The organism is Streptomyces sp. NBC_00075 (assembly GCF_045041225.1).
GTDB classification, from domain to species: Bacteria; Actinomycetota; Actinomycetes; order Streptomycetales; family Streptomycetaceae; genus Streptomyces; species Streptomyces adonidis.
Window position 1 is genome coordinate 4,100,128 of record NZ_CP108243.1, and the last position, 14,734, is coordinate 4,114,861.

A 14,734-nucleotide genomic window follows, 5' to 3' on the forward strand; every position below is an offset into this window, starting at 1 on the left:
CGTACGAAGTGGAGGCCGCCGCAGGGGTCACTGCGGCGTACTCCTGAAAGTGAACGGAGTGTCCACCCCTAGTTCTCGTGGGGGTGGCCGCTCACTTTCCGTATGTCCACAAGAGGCACCCCTCTGCGGCACCCGGCCGCCCGACGGCGAATCCGGTACCGTACAAAAAGGTGGAGCCCACCGCAGCGGGAACTGCGGCAGGCTCCTGAAAAGTGAACGGAGTGTCCACCCCTAGGTCTCGTGGGGGTGGCCGCTCACTTTCCGTATGTCCACAAGAGACACTTCCTCCGGAACTTGACCGCCCGAAGACGAATCCGATCCCAGCGGGTGGGCTTGCGGTGGCGACCCATGGGCGCCCCCTTCCGCGACGCCGCCCATAGACCCGGTAGGCGGTTTTGCTGGAACTCGGGCCGGGCCCCGACGGGCGGGGGTCCGGAACCATGTCCTTGGAAGGGGGCGCTCCAGAGAACTGGGGCGCCGACACACACGCTAGCTCCCGCGCCGCCCCTGACCAGCCCGTATCCACCCCGAACGCAACCGCGCGCCCACACCCCGCACCACGCGCCCCCACTCCGGACAGCCAAAAGGGGGCCGGTCACCGCCAAGGTGACCAGCCCCCTTTTCGGGTCCGGAATCGCGTCCTACGAACTACCGCTGATGCACCGAGTCCGCCACCGCGACCTCCACCCGCTGGAACTCCTTCAGATCGCTGTACCCGGTCGTCGCCATAGCCCGCCGCAGCGCACCGAAGAAGTTCATCGAGCCGTCCGGGATGTGCGACGGGCCCGCGAGGACCTCCTCGATCGTGCCGACCGTGCCGAGGTCGACCTTCTTGCCACGCGGCAGCTCCTCGTTCACCGCCTCCATGCCCCAGTGGTGGCCCTTGCCAGGCGCGTCCGTGGCGCGGGCCAGCGGGGAGCCCATCATGACCGCGTCGGCGCCGCAGGCGATCGCCTTGGGGAGGTCGCCGGACCAGCCGACGCCGCCGTCGGCGATCACGTGCACGTACCGGCCACCGGACTCGTCCATGTAGTCGCGGCGGGCGGCGGCCACGTCGGCGACCGCGGTGGCCATCGGGACACGGATGCCGAGGACGTTGCGCGTGGTGTGCGCGGCGCCGCCGCCGAAGCCGACCAGGACACCGGCCGCGCCGGTGCGCATCAGGTGCAGGGCGGCGGTGTAGGTGGCGCAGCCGCCGACGATCACCGGGACGTCCAGCTCGTAGATGAACTGCTTCAGGTTCAGCGGCTCGGCGGCGCCGGAGACGTGCTCCGCGGAGACCGTCGTACCGCGGATGACGAAGATGTCCACGCCCGCGTCGACGACGGCCTTGGAGAACTGGGCCGTGCGCTGCGGGGAGAGCGCGGCGGCGGTGACCACGCCCGAGTCGCGCACCTCCTTGATGCGCGCGCCGATCAGCTCCTCCTTGATGGGGGCCGCGTAGATCTCCTGGAGGCGGCGTGTCGCGGTGTCCACGTCCAGCTCGGCGATCTCGTCGAGCAGCGGCTGCGGGTCCTCGTACCGCGTCCAGAGGCCTTCCAGGTTCAGGACGCCGAGGCCGCCCAGCTCGCCGATGCGGATCGCGGTGGCCGGGGAGACGACCGAGTCCATGGGGGCCGCCAGGAAAGGCAGCTCGAAGCGGTAGGCGTCGATCTGCCAGGCGATCGAGACCTCCTTCGGGTCGCGCGTACGACGGCTCGGGACGACGGCGATGTCGTCGAAGGCGTACGCCCTACGGCCGCGCTTGCCGCGCCCGATCTCGATCTCAGTCACGTGTGTGGCCTTTCCCTCTTCGGTTCTGCGCCTCCCAGTATCCCCGACGGGCACGACGGAGGCGGTCCCGGAGTACCTCCGGGACCGCCCCTCGCCCGCCTGGTTACCGCTCGCGCCTACTTGCGGCTGTAGTTGGGCGCCTCGACCGTCATCTGGATGTCGTGCGGGTGGCTCTCCTTGAGACCCGCCGACGTGATGCGGACGAAGCGGCCCTTGGTCTCCATCTCGGAGACGGTGGCCGCGCCGACGTAGCCCATCGTCTGGCGCAGACCGCCGACGAGCTGGTGCAGCACGGCGGCCAGCGGACCGCGGTAGGGCACCTGGCCCTCGATGCCCTCGGGGACGAGCTTGTCGTCGGAGCCGACGTCGGCCTGGAAGTAGCGGTCCTTGGAGTACGACTTCGCCTGGCCGCGCGACTGCATGGCGCCCAGCGAGCCCATGCCGCGGTACGACTTGAACTGCTTGCCGTTGATGAAGAGCAGCTCGCCCGGGGACTCCTCGCAGCCCGCCAGGAGGCTGCCGAGCATCACGGAGTCGGCGCCGGCGGCGAGTGCCTTGCCGATGTCGCCGGAGTACTGGAGGCCACCGTCGCCGATGACCGGGATGCCGGCCGCGCGGGCGGCGAGGGCCGCCTCGTAGATGGCCGTGACCTGCGGTACGCCGATGCCGGCGACCACGCGGGTCGTACAGATGGAGCCGGGGCCGACGCCCACCTTGATGCCGTCGACGCCCGCGTCGATCAGGGCCTGGGCGCCGTCGCGCGTGGCGACGTTGCCGCCGATCACGTCGACGTGGACGTTCGACTTGATCTTCGACATCCAGCTCAGGGCGTTGCTGTTGTGCCCGTGCGAGGTGTCGACGACCAGGAAGTCCACGCCCGCCGCGGCGAGCGCCTGGGCGCGCTCCAGCGCCTCGGGGCTGGCACCGACGGCCGCGCCGACCAGCAGCCGGCCCTCGGAGTCCTTGGCGGCACCCGGGTACTTCTCGGCCTTGACGAAGTCCTTGACCGTGATCAGGCCCTTGAGGAGACCGGAGTCGTCGACCAAGGGAAGCTTCTCGATCTTGTGGCGGCGCAGCAGCTCCATGGCGTCGCTGCCGGAGATGCCGACCTTGCCGGTGACCAGCGGCATCGGCGTCATGACCTCACGGACCTGACGCGAGCGGTCGGTCTCGAAGGCCATGTCGCGGTTGGTGACGATGCCGAGCAGCTTGCCGTTGCCGTCCGTCACCGGGACGCCGCTGATGCGGAACTTGGCACAGAGCGCGTCGGCCTCGGCCAGCGTGGCGTCCGGGTTCACCGTGATCGGGTCGGTGACCATGCCGGACTCGGAGCGCTTCACGAGGTCGACCTGGTTGACCTGGTCCTCGATGGAGAGGTTGCGGTGCAGCACGCCGACACCGCCCTGCCGGGCCATGGCGATCGCCATGCGCGACTCGGTCACCTTGTCCATCGCCGCGGAGAGCAGCGGGATGTTGACCCGGACGTTGCGGGAGATGCGGGACGAGGTGTCGACCGCGTTGGGCAGCACCTCGGATGCGCCCGGCAGCAGCAGCACGTCGTCGTAGGTGAGCCCGAGGGTCGCGAATTTGGCGGGCACTCCGTCGACGTTGGCAGTCATGACACCTTCCCCAAATGGCCTTGATCGGTGCGGATGTCCATGCTAACGGGAAGCACGGGTCCCGAATTCCACGGTGCGAGGCACTCTCAGGCTTCGTATGTTCGTACGGAATCGGCACCCCGGCCGTTCAGACCGCGGCCAGGACCACTGTTCCGCCCCCAGGACTACTGTTCCGCCAGTGCCCGCAAGCGGCTCAGCGCGCGATGCTGCGCGACACGCACCGCTCCGGGTGACATTCCCAACATCTGGCCCGTCTCCTCGGCCGTGAGGCCCACCGCGATGCGCAGCAGGAGCAGTTCGCGCTGGTTCTCGGGGAGGTTGGCCAGGAGTTTCTTGGCCCATTCGGCGTCGCTGCTCAGCAACGCGCGCTCCTCGGGGCCGAGGGAGTCGTCGGGGCGTTCCGGCATCTCGTCCGAGGGGACGGCCGTCGAACCGGGGTGGCGCATCGCGGCGCGCTGGAGGTCGGCGACCTTGTGCGCGGCGATCGCGAAGACGAACGCTTCGAACGGGCGTCCGGTGTCGCGATAGCGCGGAAGAGCGAGGAGGACGGCGACGCAGACCTCCTGCGCCAGGTCCTCCACGAAGTGCCGCGCGTCGCCCGGCAGTCGGGACAGCCGGGTGCGGCAGTAGCGCAGGGCGAGGGGGTGGACATGGGCGAGCAGGTCGTGCGTCGCCTGCTCGTCCCCGTCGACGGCGCGGTGGACGAGACCACCAATCACCCCATGGGCATAAGCCGCCTCGTCGTCGCGCATCGGACCATGGTGCCTTGGCGCCGCTCTCTCCGTGGCACCGCGTCCGTTGTTGTGCACCGAAGCGTTATGAGCAGGTGCGCCGGAACTCATCTCCTGCGCCCTCCCCTTCCGCTCGACCGAATCGTCCCCGAGGAACTCCACACCTCAAGGATGCGGCATCCGCGGCGAAACGAGCAGCGGACATCCGGCGGGCTGTTTTGCCACCCCCGCCCACCTTGCGGTAGGCGGGGACTTCTTCACCCCCGCTGAGGCCCACTTATCGGACCAGACCCCACCGGAAACCGAGCGCCACCGCGTGCGCGCGGTCCGAGGCGCCGAGCTTCTTGAAAAGGCGCCTGGCGTGCGTCTTCACCGTGTCCTCGGAGAGGAACAGCTCGCGTCCGATCTCCGCGTTGGACCGCCCGTGGCTCATGCCTTCCAGGACCTGGATCTCGCGCGCGGTGAGCGTGGGCGCGGCGCCCATCTCGGCCGAGCGCAGCCGGCGCGGCGCGAGCCGCCAGGTCGGGTCGGCCAGCGCCTGCGTCACCGTGGCCCGCAGTTCGGCGCGCGAGGCGTCCTTGTGCAGATAGCCGCGGGCACCGGCGGCGACGGCGAGCGCCACGCCGTCCAGGTCCTCGGCGACGGTGAGCATGATGATGCGTGCTCCGGGGTCCGCGGACAGCAGCCGCCGGACCGTCTCGACGCCGCCCAGACCGGGCATGCGTACGTCCATCAGAATCAGGTCCGAACGGTCGGCACCCCAGCGGCGGAGGACTTCCTCGCCGTTGGCCGCCGTGGTCACGCGCTCGACACCGGGCACGGTCGCGACCGCGCGGCGGAGCGCCTCTCGGGCAAGCGGGGAGTCGTCGCAGACGAGGACGGATGTCATGGCCGCCCTCCGCAGCTGATGCGCGTCACCTTGAGCCTCCAGGCTGGTACTAATCGTCACCTGTGCGGTTGACGCTCGACCGATTTTCCCGGCAGTGGGTACTGCCGCCCGTCCGAGCGCTTGTTCCTCCAACCGCCTCCGCACTCTCAACGATGGTCACTCGAAAGAGTTACGGGGCTGTGTGTCGTCTTCGGCACTCTACGTGAGGGCGTGGACACGGTGCAGACATGCACAACAGACCCTCAACGTTTCATCACAACCTATGCCCCATTCAGACTGTTTTCTTCCCATTTGTTGGTGTCTGAGGCTAGATTCGCAATGAGTCATATTTTCATCTCCTTAGATCGTAGTTGTACGGTCAGAGGCACAACCTCAGCCCAGAACGGCAACAAGGGGACACGTAATGGCAGATTTCTCCCGCCTTCCCGGTCCGAACGCGGACCTCTGGGACTGGCAGCTCCTCGCGGCCTGCCGCGGGGTCGACAGCTCGCTCTTCTTCCACCCGGAGGGAGAGCGCGGTGCGGCACGGAGCGCTCGTGAGAACTCGGCCAAGGAGGTCTGCATGAGATGCCCGGTCCGCGCGCAGTGCGCGGCGCACGCGCTGGCGGTGCGCGAGCCGTACGGCGTGTGGGGCGGATTGACCGAGGACGAACGCGAAGAGCTGATGGGGCGCGCCCGCAACCGGCTGGTGTCGGCGTCGGCCGGCGGCGGGGACCTCGGCTCGAACAACTGAAGGAACGTTTCTGCGGTACCCGCGGTGCCTACGACACGGGTACGCGCACGCGTGCCCGTGCTGTGACCGGGGCGCGCCTCTAGGCCCGCGTCGCCGCCCGCGCCAGCTCGTCCAGCGTCGCCGCCACCGCCGGCACCTTCGCCAGGTCGGGCAGGGTCAGCGCGACGATCTCCCGCCGCACCGCCGGTTCCAGCGTCACCGCACGCGCACCTCGTGGCCGTACGGAGTCGATAGCGAGCTGGGGCAGGACGGCCACGCCGAGGCCCGCACCCACCAGGCCGACCACCGCGGGGTAGTCGTCGGTCGCGAAGTCGATGCGCGGGGTGAAGCCGGCGCTCTCGCAGGCCTCGACCAGCTGGCCCCGGCAGCGTGGGCAGCCTGCGATCCACGGTTCGGCGGCGAGTTCGCCGAGGGCGACCGACTCCGCGCGGGACAGCCGGTGCCCTTCGGGTACGAGGCCGACGAGCCGGTCGGTGAGGAGCGGGCGGACCACCAGGTCGTCCCACTCACCGGCGCCCGCCGCGCCCTCGTACCGGAAGGCGAGGGCCACGTCGCAGTCGCCCTCGCGCAGCAGTTCGACGGAGTGCGGGGGTTCGGCCTCCTCCAGGGAGACCCGGGTGCCGGGGTGGGCGGCACGCAGGGCGGCGAGGGCCGTCGGCACGAGGGTGGAGCTGCCGCTGGGGAAGGAGACCAGCCGGACCCGCCCGGCGCGCAGGCCTGCGATCGCGGCGACCTCCTCCTCCGCCGCCGTGAGGCCCGAGAGGATGCCGGCCGCGTGCCGCACCAGGGCCTCGCCCGCCTGGGTCAGGCGCATCTCGCGGCCGTTGCGGACGAGCAGCGGGGTGCCGACCGAGGCTTCCAGTGCCTTCATCTGCTGGCTCACGGCGGGCTGGGTGCAGCCCAGTTCGCGGCCCGCCGCCGAGAAGGAGCCGGTGGTGGCCACGGCGCGCAGGACACGGAGGTGACGGGCTTCGATCATTTTTCGATCATAAGTGATTCTTGGGGATGAGGGTGAATAATGCGTCGACGCTTTGGGCAAGTCTGACTTAGCGTGGGGTCATGGATGTCGGGGCGGATACGGGGGCGAGTGCCGTGATGAAGGTGTTGTCGGTGAACGTGGGTCGTGCGCAGGCCGTGCCCTACACGAGCCATCCGCAGGGCACGGGTATCGACAAGCGGCCGGTGGACGGGCCGGTGCGGGTGGCGGCGCCCGGGCTCAAGGGGATCGGCGGCAGCGGGCTGGCCGGGGACACCATCTGCTCGAAGGAGCACCACGGCGGCGACGAACAGGCGGTGTACGCGGTCGCGCGCGAGGACCTGGACGACTGGGAGCGCGAGCTGGGCCGCCCGCTGCGCGACGGGATGTTCGGCGAGAACCTCACCACTCGGGGCCTCGATGTGTCCGGCGCGCTGATCGGCGAGCGCTGGCGGATCGGGGCCGAGGTGGTCCTCGAAGTCACCAGCGGGCGTATCCCCTGCGCGACCTTCCAGGGCCATCTGGGTGAGAAACGGTGGGTGAAACGGTTCACGGAGCGGGGTGCGCCGGGCGCCTATCTGCGGGTGATCGAGCCGGGTGCGATACGGGCGGGCGACCGGATCGAGATCGTGCATCGGCCGGACCACGAGGTGACGGTCGCCCTGTACTTCCGGGCGCTGACGACCGAGCGGACCCTGATGCCCCGGCTGCTCACGGCCGGTGCGGCCCTGCATTCGGAGGCGGCGGCGAGGGCTCACGAATATGTGAAGAAGCACGGCTGACGCGCGGACGCGGCACGGCTGCTGACAAGGCATTACGTCGGAGGTCCGGGCGGGGACTTCACGATCTGGAGGGAGCGTGCAGGGGGCGGACGGGAAGGGACGGGAACAGTCCGGGTCACTAATCTTGCGCCATGACAACGGCTCTGATTACGGGATCGACCGCGGGAATCGGTGCCGCGTTCGCGCGGCGGCTGGCGGCCGACGGCCACAACCTCGTCCTGGTGGCGCGCGACGCCGAACGGCTCGGCGAGCAGGCGACCGAACTGCACGACCGGCACGGCATCGAGGCGGAGGTGCTGAGCGCCGACCTCGCGACGGACGCCGGCATCGAGGCGGTGGCCACGCGTCTCGGTGACCGCAAGAACCCCGTCGACCTGCTGGTCAACAACGCCGGCTTCGGCAACAAGGGACGCTATCTCGACGTACCGATGGCGGACGAGCTGAGGATGCTCAAGGTGCACTGCGAGGCGGTGCTGCGGCTGACCGGTGCGGCGGCCGAGGCGATGCGGGAGCGGGGGCGCGGGGGTGTCGTCAATGTCGCGTCCGTCGCCGCCTTCGTGCCGCGCGGTACGTACGGGGCGTCGAAGGCGTGGGTCGTGCAGTTCACGCAGGGGGCGGCGAAGGACCTGGCGGGGAGCGGGGTGCGGCTGATGGCGCTGGCGCCCGGTTTCGTGCGTACGGAGTTCCATGAGCGGGCCGGGATGGGGACGGACAACATCCCGAACTGGATGTGGCTGGACGCGGACAAGCTGGTCGCGGCGGCGCTCGCCGATCTGGCCCGGGGCAAGTCGCTGTCGATTCCGGACCCGCGTTACAAGGCGCTGATGGGCGTGGTGAAGGTGACGCCCCGTGCGCTGCTGGGCGGGATCTCGTCCAAGACGGGGCGGAAGTACGGGCCTCAGTAGCCTCAGTCGTCCCGGTGGCCTCCGCGGTCTCCGGCAGAGGTGTCGCCGTCGTTCCGGTGGGAGTATGGAGAGAGGTACCGGACCCAGGGGGGCCGGAGGCGGCGCCATGACATTCGTACAGCTGATCGATTGCAAGACCAGTCGGTTCGACGAGATGAACCGGCTGATGGACACCTGGGTCGAGCAGACCAAGGGGAAGCGGACCGCGACGCACACGCTGATCGGCAAGGATCTCTCGGACTCGTCGCACTTCGTCGAGATCGTGGAGTTCCCGTCGTACGAGGAGGCGATGCGGAACTCGAACCTTCCCGAGACCGACCGGATCTTCCGCGAGATGGTCGCCCTGTGCGACGAGATGCCGACGTTCACCGACCTGGACGTCGTACGGGACGAGCAGTTGTGCGCGGACACCGCGCGGCGGTTCTTCGAGGTGATCGCCACCCGGGGTGAACTGCCCCCGCTCAACGACCTGTTCGTGGAGCACTACCACGACCACGATCCGTCCAACGAGCAGGACAACCTCGGGCTGGACGCGGCGCGGCGCGAGATGCAGATGTGGCGCGCGTCCTTCGACTTCGCGTTCACCGTCGAGGACCAGATCGCCCAGGGCGACCGGGTCTGCACACGCTGGACATGGAACGGGACCCAGCGGGGCGAGTTCCTGGGGATCCCCAACAGCGGGAAGAAGGCCTCGATGACCGGCACGACCGTCTTCCGGTTCGACACGGACGGGAAGATCGTCGAGGGCTGGTGGCAGTACGACCGGCTGGGGCTGATGGGGCAGCTGGGGGCGCTGGAGGGCTTGGAGCAGTAGGACGTACGGGGCATCGGACCGCCCGCGAAGGGAGAAACCCCCCGTTCCAGCCAGGAACGGGGGGTTTCTTCGTCTGCCGGTGTTCTGGCCGGTGCCTCGACTAGTGCGAGTGGCCGTGGCCGTGGCCCGCAGCCGGCTCTTCCTCTTCCTTCTTCTCGACGACCAGGGTCTCGGTCGTGAGGAGGAGGGAGGCGATCGAGGCCGCGTTCTCCAGGGCGGAGCGGGTGACCTTGACCGGGTCGATGACGCCCTGCTTGACCAGGTCGCCGTACTCGCCGGTGGCGGCGTTGAAGCCCTGGCCCTTGTCGAGCTCGGCGACCTTGGAGGTGATGACGTAACCCTCCAGGCCGGCGTTCTCGGCGATCCAGCGCAGCGGCTCGACGGCGGCCTTGCGGACGACCGCGACACCCGTCGCCTCGTCGCCGGTCTTGCCGAGGTTGCCCTCGAGGATCTTCACGGCGTGGACGAGCGCGGAGCCACCGCCGGAGACGATGCCCTCCTCGACCGCGGCGCGGGTCGCCGAGATGGCGTCCTCGAGACGGTGCTTCTTCTCCTTCAGCTCCACCTCGGTGGCGGCGCCGACCTTGATCACGCACACGCCGCCGGCCAGCTTCGCGAGGCGCTCCTGGAGCTTCTCGCGGTCCCAGTCGGAGTCCGTGTTCTCGATCTCGGCCTTGATCTGGTTGACCCGGCCGGCCACGGCGCCGGTGTCGCCACCGCCGTCGACGATGACCGTGTCGTCCTTCGAGATGGTGACGCGGCGGGCGGTGCCCAGTACGTCGATGCCGACCTGGTCGAGCTTGAGGCCGACCTCCTCGGCGATGACCTCGGCGCCGGTGAGCGCGGCCATGTCGCCGAGCATCGCCTTGCGACGGTCACCGAAGCCGGGGGCCTTGACCGCGACCGCGTTGAAGGTGCCGCGGATCTTGTTCACGACCAGGGTCGACAGGGCCTCGCCCTCGACGTCCTCGGCGATGATCAGCAGCGGCTTGGAGGAGTTGGTCTGGATGACCTTCTCGAGCAGCGGCAGCAGGTCCTGGATGGAGGAGATCTTGCCCTGGTGGATCAGGATGTACGGGTCGTCGAGGACGGCCTCCATACGCTCCTGGTCGGACACCATGTACGGGGACAGGTAGCCCTTGTCGAAGGCCATGCCCTCGGTGAAGTCCAGCTCCAGACCGAAGGTGTTGGACTCCTCGACGGTGATGACACCGTCCTTGCCGACCTTGTCCATCGCCTCGGCGATCAGCTCGCCGACCTGCGTGTCCTGCGCGGAGAGCGCGGCCACGGCGGCGATGTCGGACTTCTCCTCGATCGGGCGGGCGGTCTCGAGGAGTTCCTCGGACACAGCCTTGACCGCCGCGTCGATGCCCTTCTTCAGGGCGGCCGGGGAGGCGCCGGCGGCGACGTTCTTCAGGCCCTCGCGGACGAGCGCCTGGGCCAGCACGGTGGCGGTGGTCGTACCGTCACCCGCGATGTCGTTGGTCTTGGTCGCCACCTCCTTCACCAGCTGGGCGCCGAGGTTCTCGTACGGGTCGTCCAGCTCGACCTCGCGCGCGATGGTGACACCGTCGTTGGTGATGGTGGGAGCGCCGAACTTCTTGTCGATGACGACGTTGCGGCCCTTGGGGCCGATCGTCACCTTGACCGTGTCGGCAAGCTTGTTGACGCCGCGCTCAAGGGCGCGACGGGCGTCCTCGTCGAACTTCAGGATCTTCGCCATGGGAGCGGTTCAGCCCTCTCGGAAAATTGGGAGAACGAACTGCGCCCCCGGCACCCGGCTGTTGAGGTCGCGGGGGCCAGGGGCGTAGTTCACACTGCAATGCTGGTGATGCAGGCAATACCGGTGGTGCCGGTAAAACCGGGTGAATTACTTCTCTACGATCGCGAGCACGTCGCGAGCGGAGAGGACGAGGTACTCCTCGCCGTTGTACTTCACTTCGGTGCCGCCGTACTTGCTGTACAGCACGATGTCGCCGGTCTTGACGTCGAGCGGCAGGCGCTCGCCGTTCTCGAAGCGGCCCGGGCCCACGGCCAGGACGACGCCCTCCTGGGGCTTCTCCTTGGCGGTGTCCGGGATGACCAGGCCAGAGGCCGTGGTCTGCTCGGCGTCGAGCGGCTGGACCACAATGCGGTCCTCGAGCGGCTTGATGGCAACCTTGGAGCTGGTGGTCGTCACGATCCGACCTCCCCCTTCGGAGATCTCACGGGGTTAACTGTCTGAGGTGGCGACCAGGTGGATCCGTCGTCGCGGGTGCCGGACCTGCCCGTCGCTGTTGGCACTCTCCAGGGGGGAGTGCCAGACCTGAGACTATGACTGCGATTAGCACTCGGTCAAGCGGACTGCTAATTCCGTCGGCGGTTCGGCGGGGGTTTCTGGTGATCGTGGGTCCAGGTGACCGGCCCTGGGGGCTCTGCCCCCCAAACCCCCGTTGTCGCGCTTGACGCGCCCGTCCTCAAACGCCGGACGGGCTGGGGATGCCCGCCCCGGCGCTGAAGACGCCCGCCCTTCCTTGCCGAAAACCGCAGGTCAGAGATAGTCCTCCAGGCGCGCCACGCTCAGTCCCCTCCCCTGCACCTCGCGGAGCAGCCTCACCGTTCGTTCGACCTGGGGTGGGCCCACCAGGACGATGGCGCCCGGGCGGAGGGGTGCCCCCTTGGTCCAGAGGAGCACCGCTGATACGCCGCAGTCCGCGGCCGCTCTCAGTGTGGTCGTGTCGTACGTGCCGTAGGGCGGGCGGAAGAGGCGGGGGCGGATGCCGAAGCGTTCGCGGAGTTTGTCCTGCTGGCCGCAGATCTGGGCGCGCTGGCCGGCGTACGGCAGGCCCCGCAGGGACTGGTGGTCCAGGGTGTGGTTCTGGACGTTGGCGCCGACCTCGCGCAGGCGGGCGAAGTGGGCGTAGCCCGGGCCCACGACGCTGTCCGTGAGGAACATGCTGACCGGGAGGCGCAGTTCGCGGACCAGGTCGACGAACCGGGGGTCGCGTTCGGCGCCGTCGTCGTAGGTGAGGAAGACGACCTTGTCGTGGGTCGGGATGTGGTCGACGACCGGGGGGAGGCCCGGACCCGCCGTGCGGAGGCGGGCCCTCGGGTGCGCGGGCGGGGGTGGGGGCAACGGGGCCGGCAGGCCCCAGCGGCGGTACGCCTGGGGGTCGTCGGGCGCGGAGTCGGCGCGTACCGCCTTCTCGGCCGGGCGTTCGACGGGGGCCACGGGCCGGGCGCACGCGGTGGCCGTCGTTGCCAGGAGTGCGGCGGCGAGTGCGGCGGCTGCCAGGGGGCGCGCGGTCACAGGTAGTCCTCCAGGCGGGCCACCGCGTACCCCTTGGCGGTGACGAGCTTCATGAAGCGGCGGACCATGTCGGGCATCGTGCCCTTCCAGTCGCCCTTGCCCCGGAAGTGGCTGAGGACGATGTCGCCGGGGTGGATGTCCCGGTCCCACTCGCGGTAGTCCCAGTGGTCGGCGAAGACCTCCTCGTTCCAGAGGGGTGGCATCTTCCTTGCGGAGGAGCGCGAACAAGGTCCTTTTAGCTCGATCGTGTGATCGTCGACTTCCAGGCTTGCGGTGTCTTGGGCCGTCCGGGTTAGCGTGGCTGTGCGATCTGGGACACGAGGTGCGGTGCCAGCGTGCGGGGCCCCTGCTCCACCAGAGGATGGTTCAGGGCCTCCCCGTCGCCTTTGGCCGTACCCACTTGGCCAGGTCGTGAGGGAACCGGCCTCCCGGGCCCGGACCACGCACAAGATGCGTGTCGCCGCCCCGGGGTCGAGTACGCCGGGGACCAGTCCGCCCAAGACCGTTCGGGGCGCGCGGCTGAACAGGCTCACCCCTGCTCGGTCCACAGGAACGGTACGTGCTTCACGCCGCACGACGTGGCGCGCAAGCTGTCCTCGCCGTAGTTGCCGTAGGGCGGGAGGCGGGGGTGCGGTCAGGCCCCAGCGCTTGACCGTGGCCGTGCGGGCCGCTTGTGCCCGGCCGAGTTTTCGGGCGTATGCGTCCAGGGCGCGGGCCGGGGGTGCGTGGAGGCGGAGTTCCTGGCCGGGGGCGGGGCGGGCGTTCTTCGGCGGGGCGGCGCCTTCCGCGCAGGCGGAGGCGAGGGTGGCTGCGGCGAGCGCGAGAATTCCGGCACGGGCCAGTGACCTGTTTTTGTATGTTTGTCCTACTGTTCGCATGGTGCCGGATCATCCCAGGGCGTGGCCATGGAGTACGGCCGACACCGCCGCCGGAAGCGCGCCGTCCATCGGCTGGCCCACAATGAGGCGGTGAACGACCTAGCCACTCCCCTCTCCGCCTTCGCCGCCCTGCTCACCCCGGCGGGCCGTGCCCTCCTCGACGAGGTGCGCGGTACCGAGCCGGCCCGTGAACTGGCCGTCGCCACCCGGCTGCGCCGCGCGCATCCCGCCGAACTGGTCTCGGCGGCGCTCGGGCAGGAGCGGCTGCGGCAGCGGGCGGTGGCGAAGTTCGGGGCGGAGGACGCCGGGCGGATGTTCTTCACGCCCAACGGGGTCGAGCAGTCGACTCGGGCGAGCGTGGCCGCGTACCGGGCGGGACGGTTCAGGGAGTTGGGCGTGACCTCCGTCGCCGACCTGTGCTGCGGGATCGGGGGCGATGCGATCGCGCTCGCCCGGGCGGGCATCCGTGTACTCGCCGTGGACCGGGATCCGCTCACCGTCGCCGTCGCGCGCGCGAACGCCGAGGCACTGGGGATCAGGGAGTTGGTGGAGGTGCGGGAGGCGGATGTCGCGGATGTCGACACGTCCGCCTACGACGCCTTGTTCGTCGATCCGGGGCGGCGTGGTGGGCGGGGACGGATCTTTGATCCCGCGGCGTACTCGCCGCCGCTGTCGTGGGCCGTCGGGGCGGCCCGGAAGGCTCCGCTGGCCGCGCTGAAGATCGCTCCTGGTGTGCCGCACGAGGCGATTCCCGGTGAGGCGGGGGCCGAGTGGATCTCGGACGGCGGGGATGTGAAGGAGGCGGTGCTGTGGTTCGGGGCGGCGCCTGGGGGTGGGTCTGTGCGGGCAACTCTGCTGCCGGGGCCGCGGGTTCTGGTGGGGCGGGGGTTGCCTGATCCTGAAGTGCGTTCTGTGGGGCGGTACTTGTACGAACCTGACGGGGCCGTCATTCGGGCTCATCTGGTGGCGGAGGTGGCCGAGGAGGTGGGTGGGGGGCTTGTCGACGAGACGATCGCCTATGTGACGGGGGATGAGTTGCGGGGTACTTCTTTTGCCTCTGCTTATGAGATCACCGATCAACTGCCGTTCGGGGTGAAGAAGTTGAAGGCGGTGCTGCGGGAGCGAGGGGTCGGGGTGTTGACGGTGAAGAAGCGGGGGTCGGCTGTTGAGCCGGAGGAGTTGCGGAAGAAGATGAAGCTTTCTGGGCCTCATTCTGCGACGGTTTTTCTTACCCGGGTGGCGGGGGCGCCGGCGATGTTGATTGGGCAGCCGGTGCGGTGCGCTCCGCGGGATGGGTCGTCTTGAATCCGCGGGCCGGTGGGGGCTTGTCGCGCAGTTCCCCGCG

General features: G+C 69.4%; 13 protein-coding genes and 1 pseudogene. 5 read left to right on the plus strand and 9 right to left on the minus strand.

Annotation, left to right across the window (positions count from 1 at the left end):
* Positions 1 to 648: 648 nt before the first annotated feature.
* From OG787_RS17455 to OG787_RS17470, 4 genes are all read right to left on the minus strand, one after another.
* Positions 649 to 1,773, minus strand: a complete 1,125-nt coding sequence (locus tag OG787_RS17455) for a GuaB3 family IMP dehydrogenase-related protein (RefSeq protein ID WP_369030623.1) — start codon at positions 1,771 to 1,773, stop codon at positions 649 to 651.
* Between the two features lie 116 nt (positions 1,774 to 1,889).
* On the minus strand, positions 1,890 to 3,392 hold the full coding sequence (guaB, locus tag OG787_RS17460) for an IMP dehydrogenase (RefSeq protein ID WP_369030622.1): 1,503 nt from the start codon (positions 3,390 to 3,392) through the stop codon (positions 1,890 to 1,892).
* Between the two features lie 164 nt (positions 3,393 to 3,556).
* Complete coding sequence (locus tag OG787_RS17465; protein WP_235475437.1) at positions 3,557 to 4,144, minus strand: sigma-70 family RNA polymerase sigma factor; 588 nt, start codon at positions 4,142 to 4,144, stop codon at positions 3,557 to 3,559.
* A gap of 256 nt (positions 4,145 to 4,400) precedes the next feature.
* Complete coding sequence (locus tag OG787_RS17470) at positions 4,401 to 5,012, minus strand: response regulator transcription factor (RefSeq protein ID WP_003948568.1); 612 nt, start codon at positions 5,010 to 5,012, stop codon at positions 4,401 to 4,403.
* 403 nt (positions 5,013 to 5,415) lie between these two features.
* On the opposite strand from OG787_RS17470, the gene OG787_RS17475 reads away from it, so the two are divergent.
* Entirely contained in the window at positions 5,416 to 5,745 is a 330-nt protein-coding gene (locus OG787_RS17475) for a WhiB family transcriptional regulator (RefSeq protein WP_105972818.1), read from the plus strand.
* Positions 5,746 to 5,824: 79 nt separating this feature from the next.
* Here OG787_RS17475 and OG787_RS17480 read toward each other — a convergent pair whose 3' ends face one another.
* Complete coding sequence (locus OG787_RS17480) at positions 5,825 to 6,724, minus strand: LysR family transcriptional regulator (RefSeq protein ID WP_369030620.1); 900 nt, start codon at positions 6,722 to 6,724, stop codon at positions 5,825 to 5,827.
* 116 nt (positions 6,725 to 6,840) lie between these two features.
* Between OG787_RS17480 and OG787_RS17485 the strand changes: the two genes are divergently transcribed.
* The 3 genes from OG787_RS17485 (at position 6,841) to OG787_RS17495 (ending at position 9,222) form a co-directional block, all read left to right on the plus strand.
* A complete protein-coding gene (locus OG787_RS17485) occupies positions 6,841 to 7,503 on the plus strand; it encodes an MOSC domain-containing protein (RefSeq protein ID WP_369030696.1) in 663 nt (220 codons plus the stop codon).
* 131 nt (positions 7,504 to 7,634) lie between these two features.
* Positions 7,635 to 8,408, plus strand: coding sequence for an SDR family NAD(P)-dependent oxidoreductase (locus tag OG787_RS17490; protein ID WP_369030619.1), 774 nt, complete (start codon positions 7,635 to 7,637; stop codon positions 8,406 to 8,408).
* A gap of 106 nt (positions 8,409 to 8,514) precedes the next feature.
* The gene (locus OG787_RS17495) at positions 8,515 to 9,222 is read left to right on the plus strand and encodes an ester cyclase (protein ID WP_369030618.1); all 708 of its coding nucleotides are present in this window, start codon (positions 8,515 to 8,517) and stop codon (positions 9,220 to 9,222) included.
* A gap of 100 nt (positions 9,223 to 9,322) precedes the next feature.
* Here OG787_RS17495 and groL read toward each other — a convergent pair whose 3' ends face one another.
* From groL to OG787_RS17515, 4 genes and pseudogenes are all read right to left on the minus strand, one after another.
* On the minus strand, positions 9,323 to 10,945 hold the full coding sequence (groL, locus tag OG787_RS17500; protein ID WP_235475442.1) for a chaperonin GroEL: 1,623 nt from the start codon (positions 10,943 to 10,945) through the stop codon (positions 9,323 to 9,325).
* 147 nt (positions 10,946 to 11,092) lie between these two features.
* On the minus strand, positions 11,093 to 11,401 hold the full coding sequence (gene groES / locus OG787_RS17505; RefSeq protein ID WP_017239619.1) for a co-chaperone GroES: 309 nt from the start codon (positions 11,399 to 11,401) through the stop codon (positions 11,093 to 11,095).
* Between the two features lie 351 nt (positions 11,402 to 11,752).
* Complete coding sequence (locus tag OG787_RS17510; protein WP_369030616.1) at positions 11,753 to 12,511, minus strand: polysaccharide deacetylase family protein; 759 nt, start codon at positions 12,509 to 12,511, stop codon at positions 11,753 to 11,755.
* Positions 12,508 to 12,711: pseudogene (locus OG787_RS17515) on the minus strand (polysaccharide deacetylase family protein); the annotation flags it as partial. The gene OG787_RS17510 and the pseudogene OG787_RS17515, both read right to left, overlap by 4 nt.
* A gap of 768 nt (positions 12,712 to 13,479) precedes the next feature.
* Here OG787_RS17515 and OG787_RS17520 point away from each other — a divergent pair.
* Positions 13,480 to 14,694, plus strand: coding sequence for a THUMP-like domain-containing protein (locus OG787_RS17520; RefSeq protein WP_405535693.1), 1,215 nt, complete (start codon positions 13,480 to 13,482; stop codon positions 14,692 to 14,694).
* Positions 14,695 to 14,734: the final 40 nt, after the last annotated feature.

Coding starts and splice junctions, on each gene's coding strand:
- guaB (WP_369030622.1), bottom strand. CDS start 3,392: ATGACTGCCAACGTCGACGGAGTGCCCGCCAAATTCGCGACCCTCGGG.
- OG787_RS17465 (WP_235475437.1), bottom strand. CDS start 4,144: ATGCGCGACGACGAGGCGGCTTATGCCCATGGGGTGATTGGTGGTCTC.
- OG787_RS17470 (WP_003948568.1), bottom strand. CDS start 5,012: ATGACATCCGTCCTCGTCTGCGACGACTCCCCGCTTGCCCGAGAGGCG.
- OG787_RS17475 (WP_105972818.1), top strand. CDS start 5,416: ATGGCAGATTTCTCCCGCCTTCCCGGTCCGAACGCGGACCTCTGGGAC.
- OG787_RS17480 (WP_369030620.1), bottom strand. CDS start 6,724: ATGATCGAAGCCCGTCACCTCCGTGTCCTGCGCGCCGTGGCCACCACC.
- OG787_RS17485 (WP_369030696.1), top strand. CDS start 6,841: ATGAAGGTGTTGTCGGTGAACGTGGGTCGTGCGCAGGCCGTGCCCTAC.
- OG787_RS17490 (WP_369030619.1), top strand. CDS start 7,635: ATGACAACGGCTCTGATTACGGGATCGACCGCGGGAATCGGTGCCGCG.
- OG787_RS17495 (WP_369030618.1), top strand. CDS start 8,515: ATGACATTCGTACAGCTGATCGATTGCAAGACCAGTCGGTTCGACGAG.
- groL (WP_235475442.1), bottom strand. CDS start 10,945: ATGGCGAAGATCCTGAAGTTCGACGAGGACGCCCGTCGCGCCCTTGAG.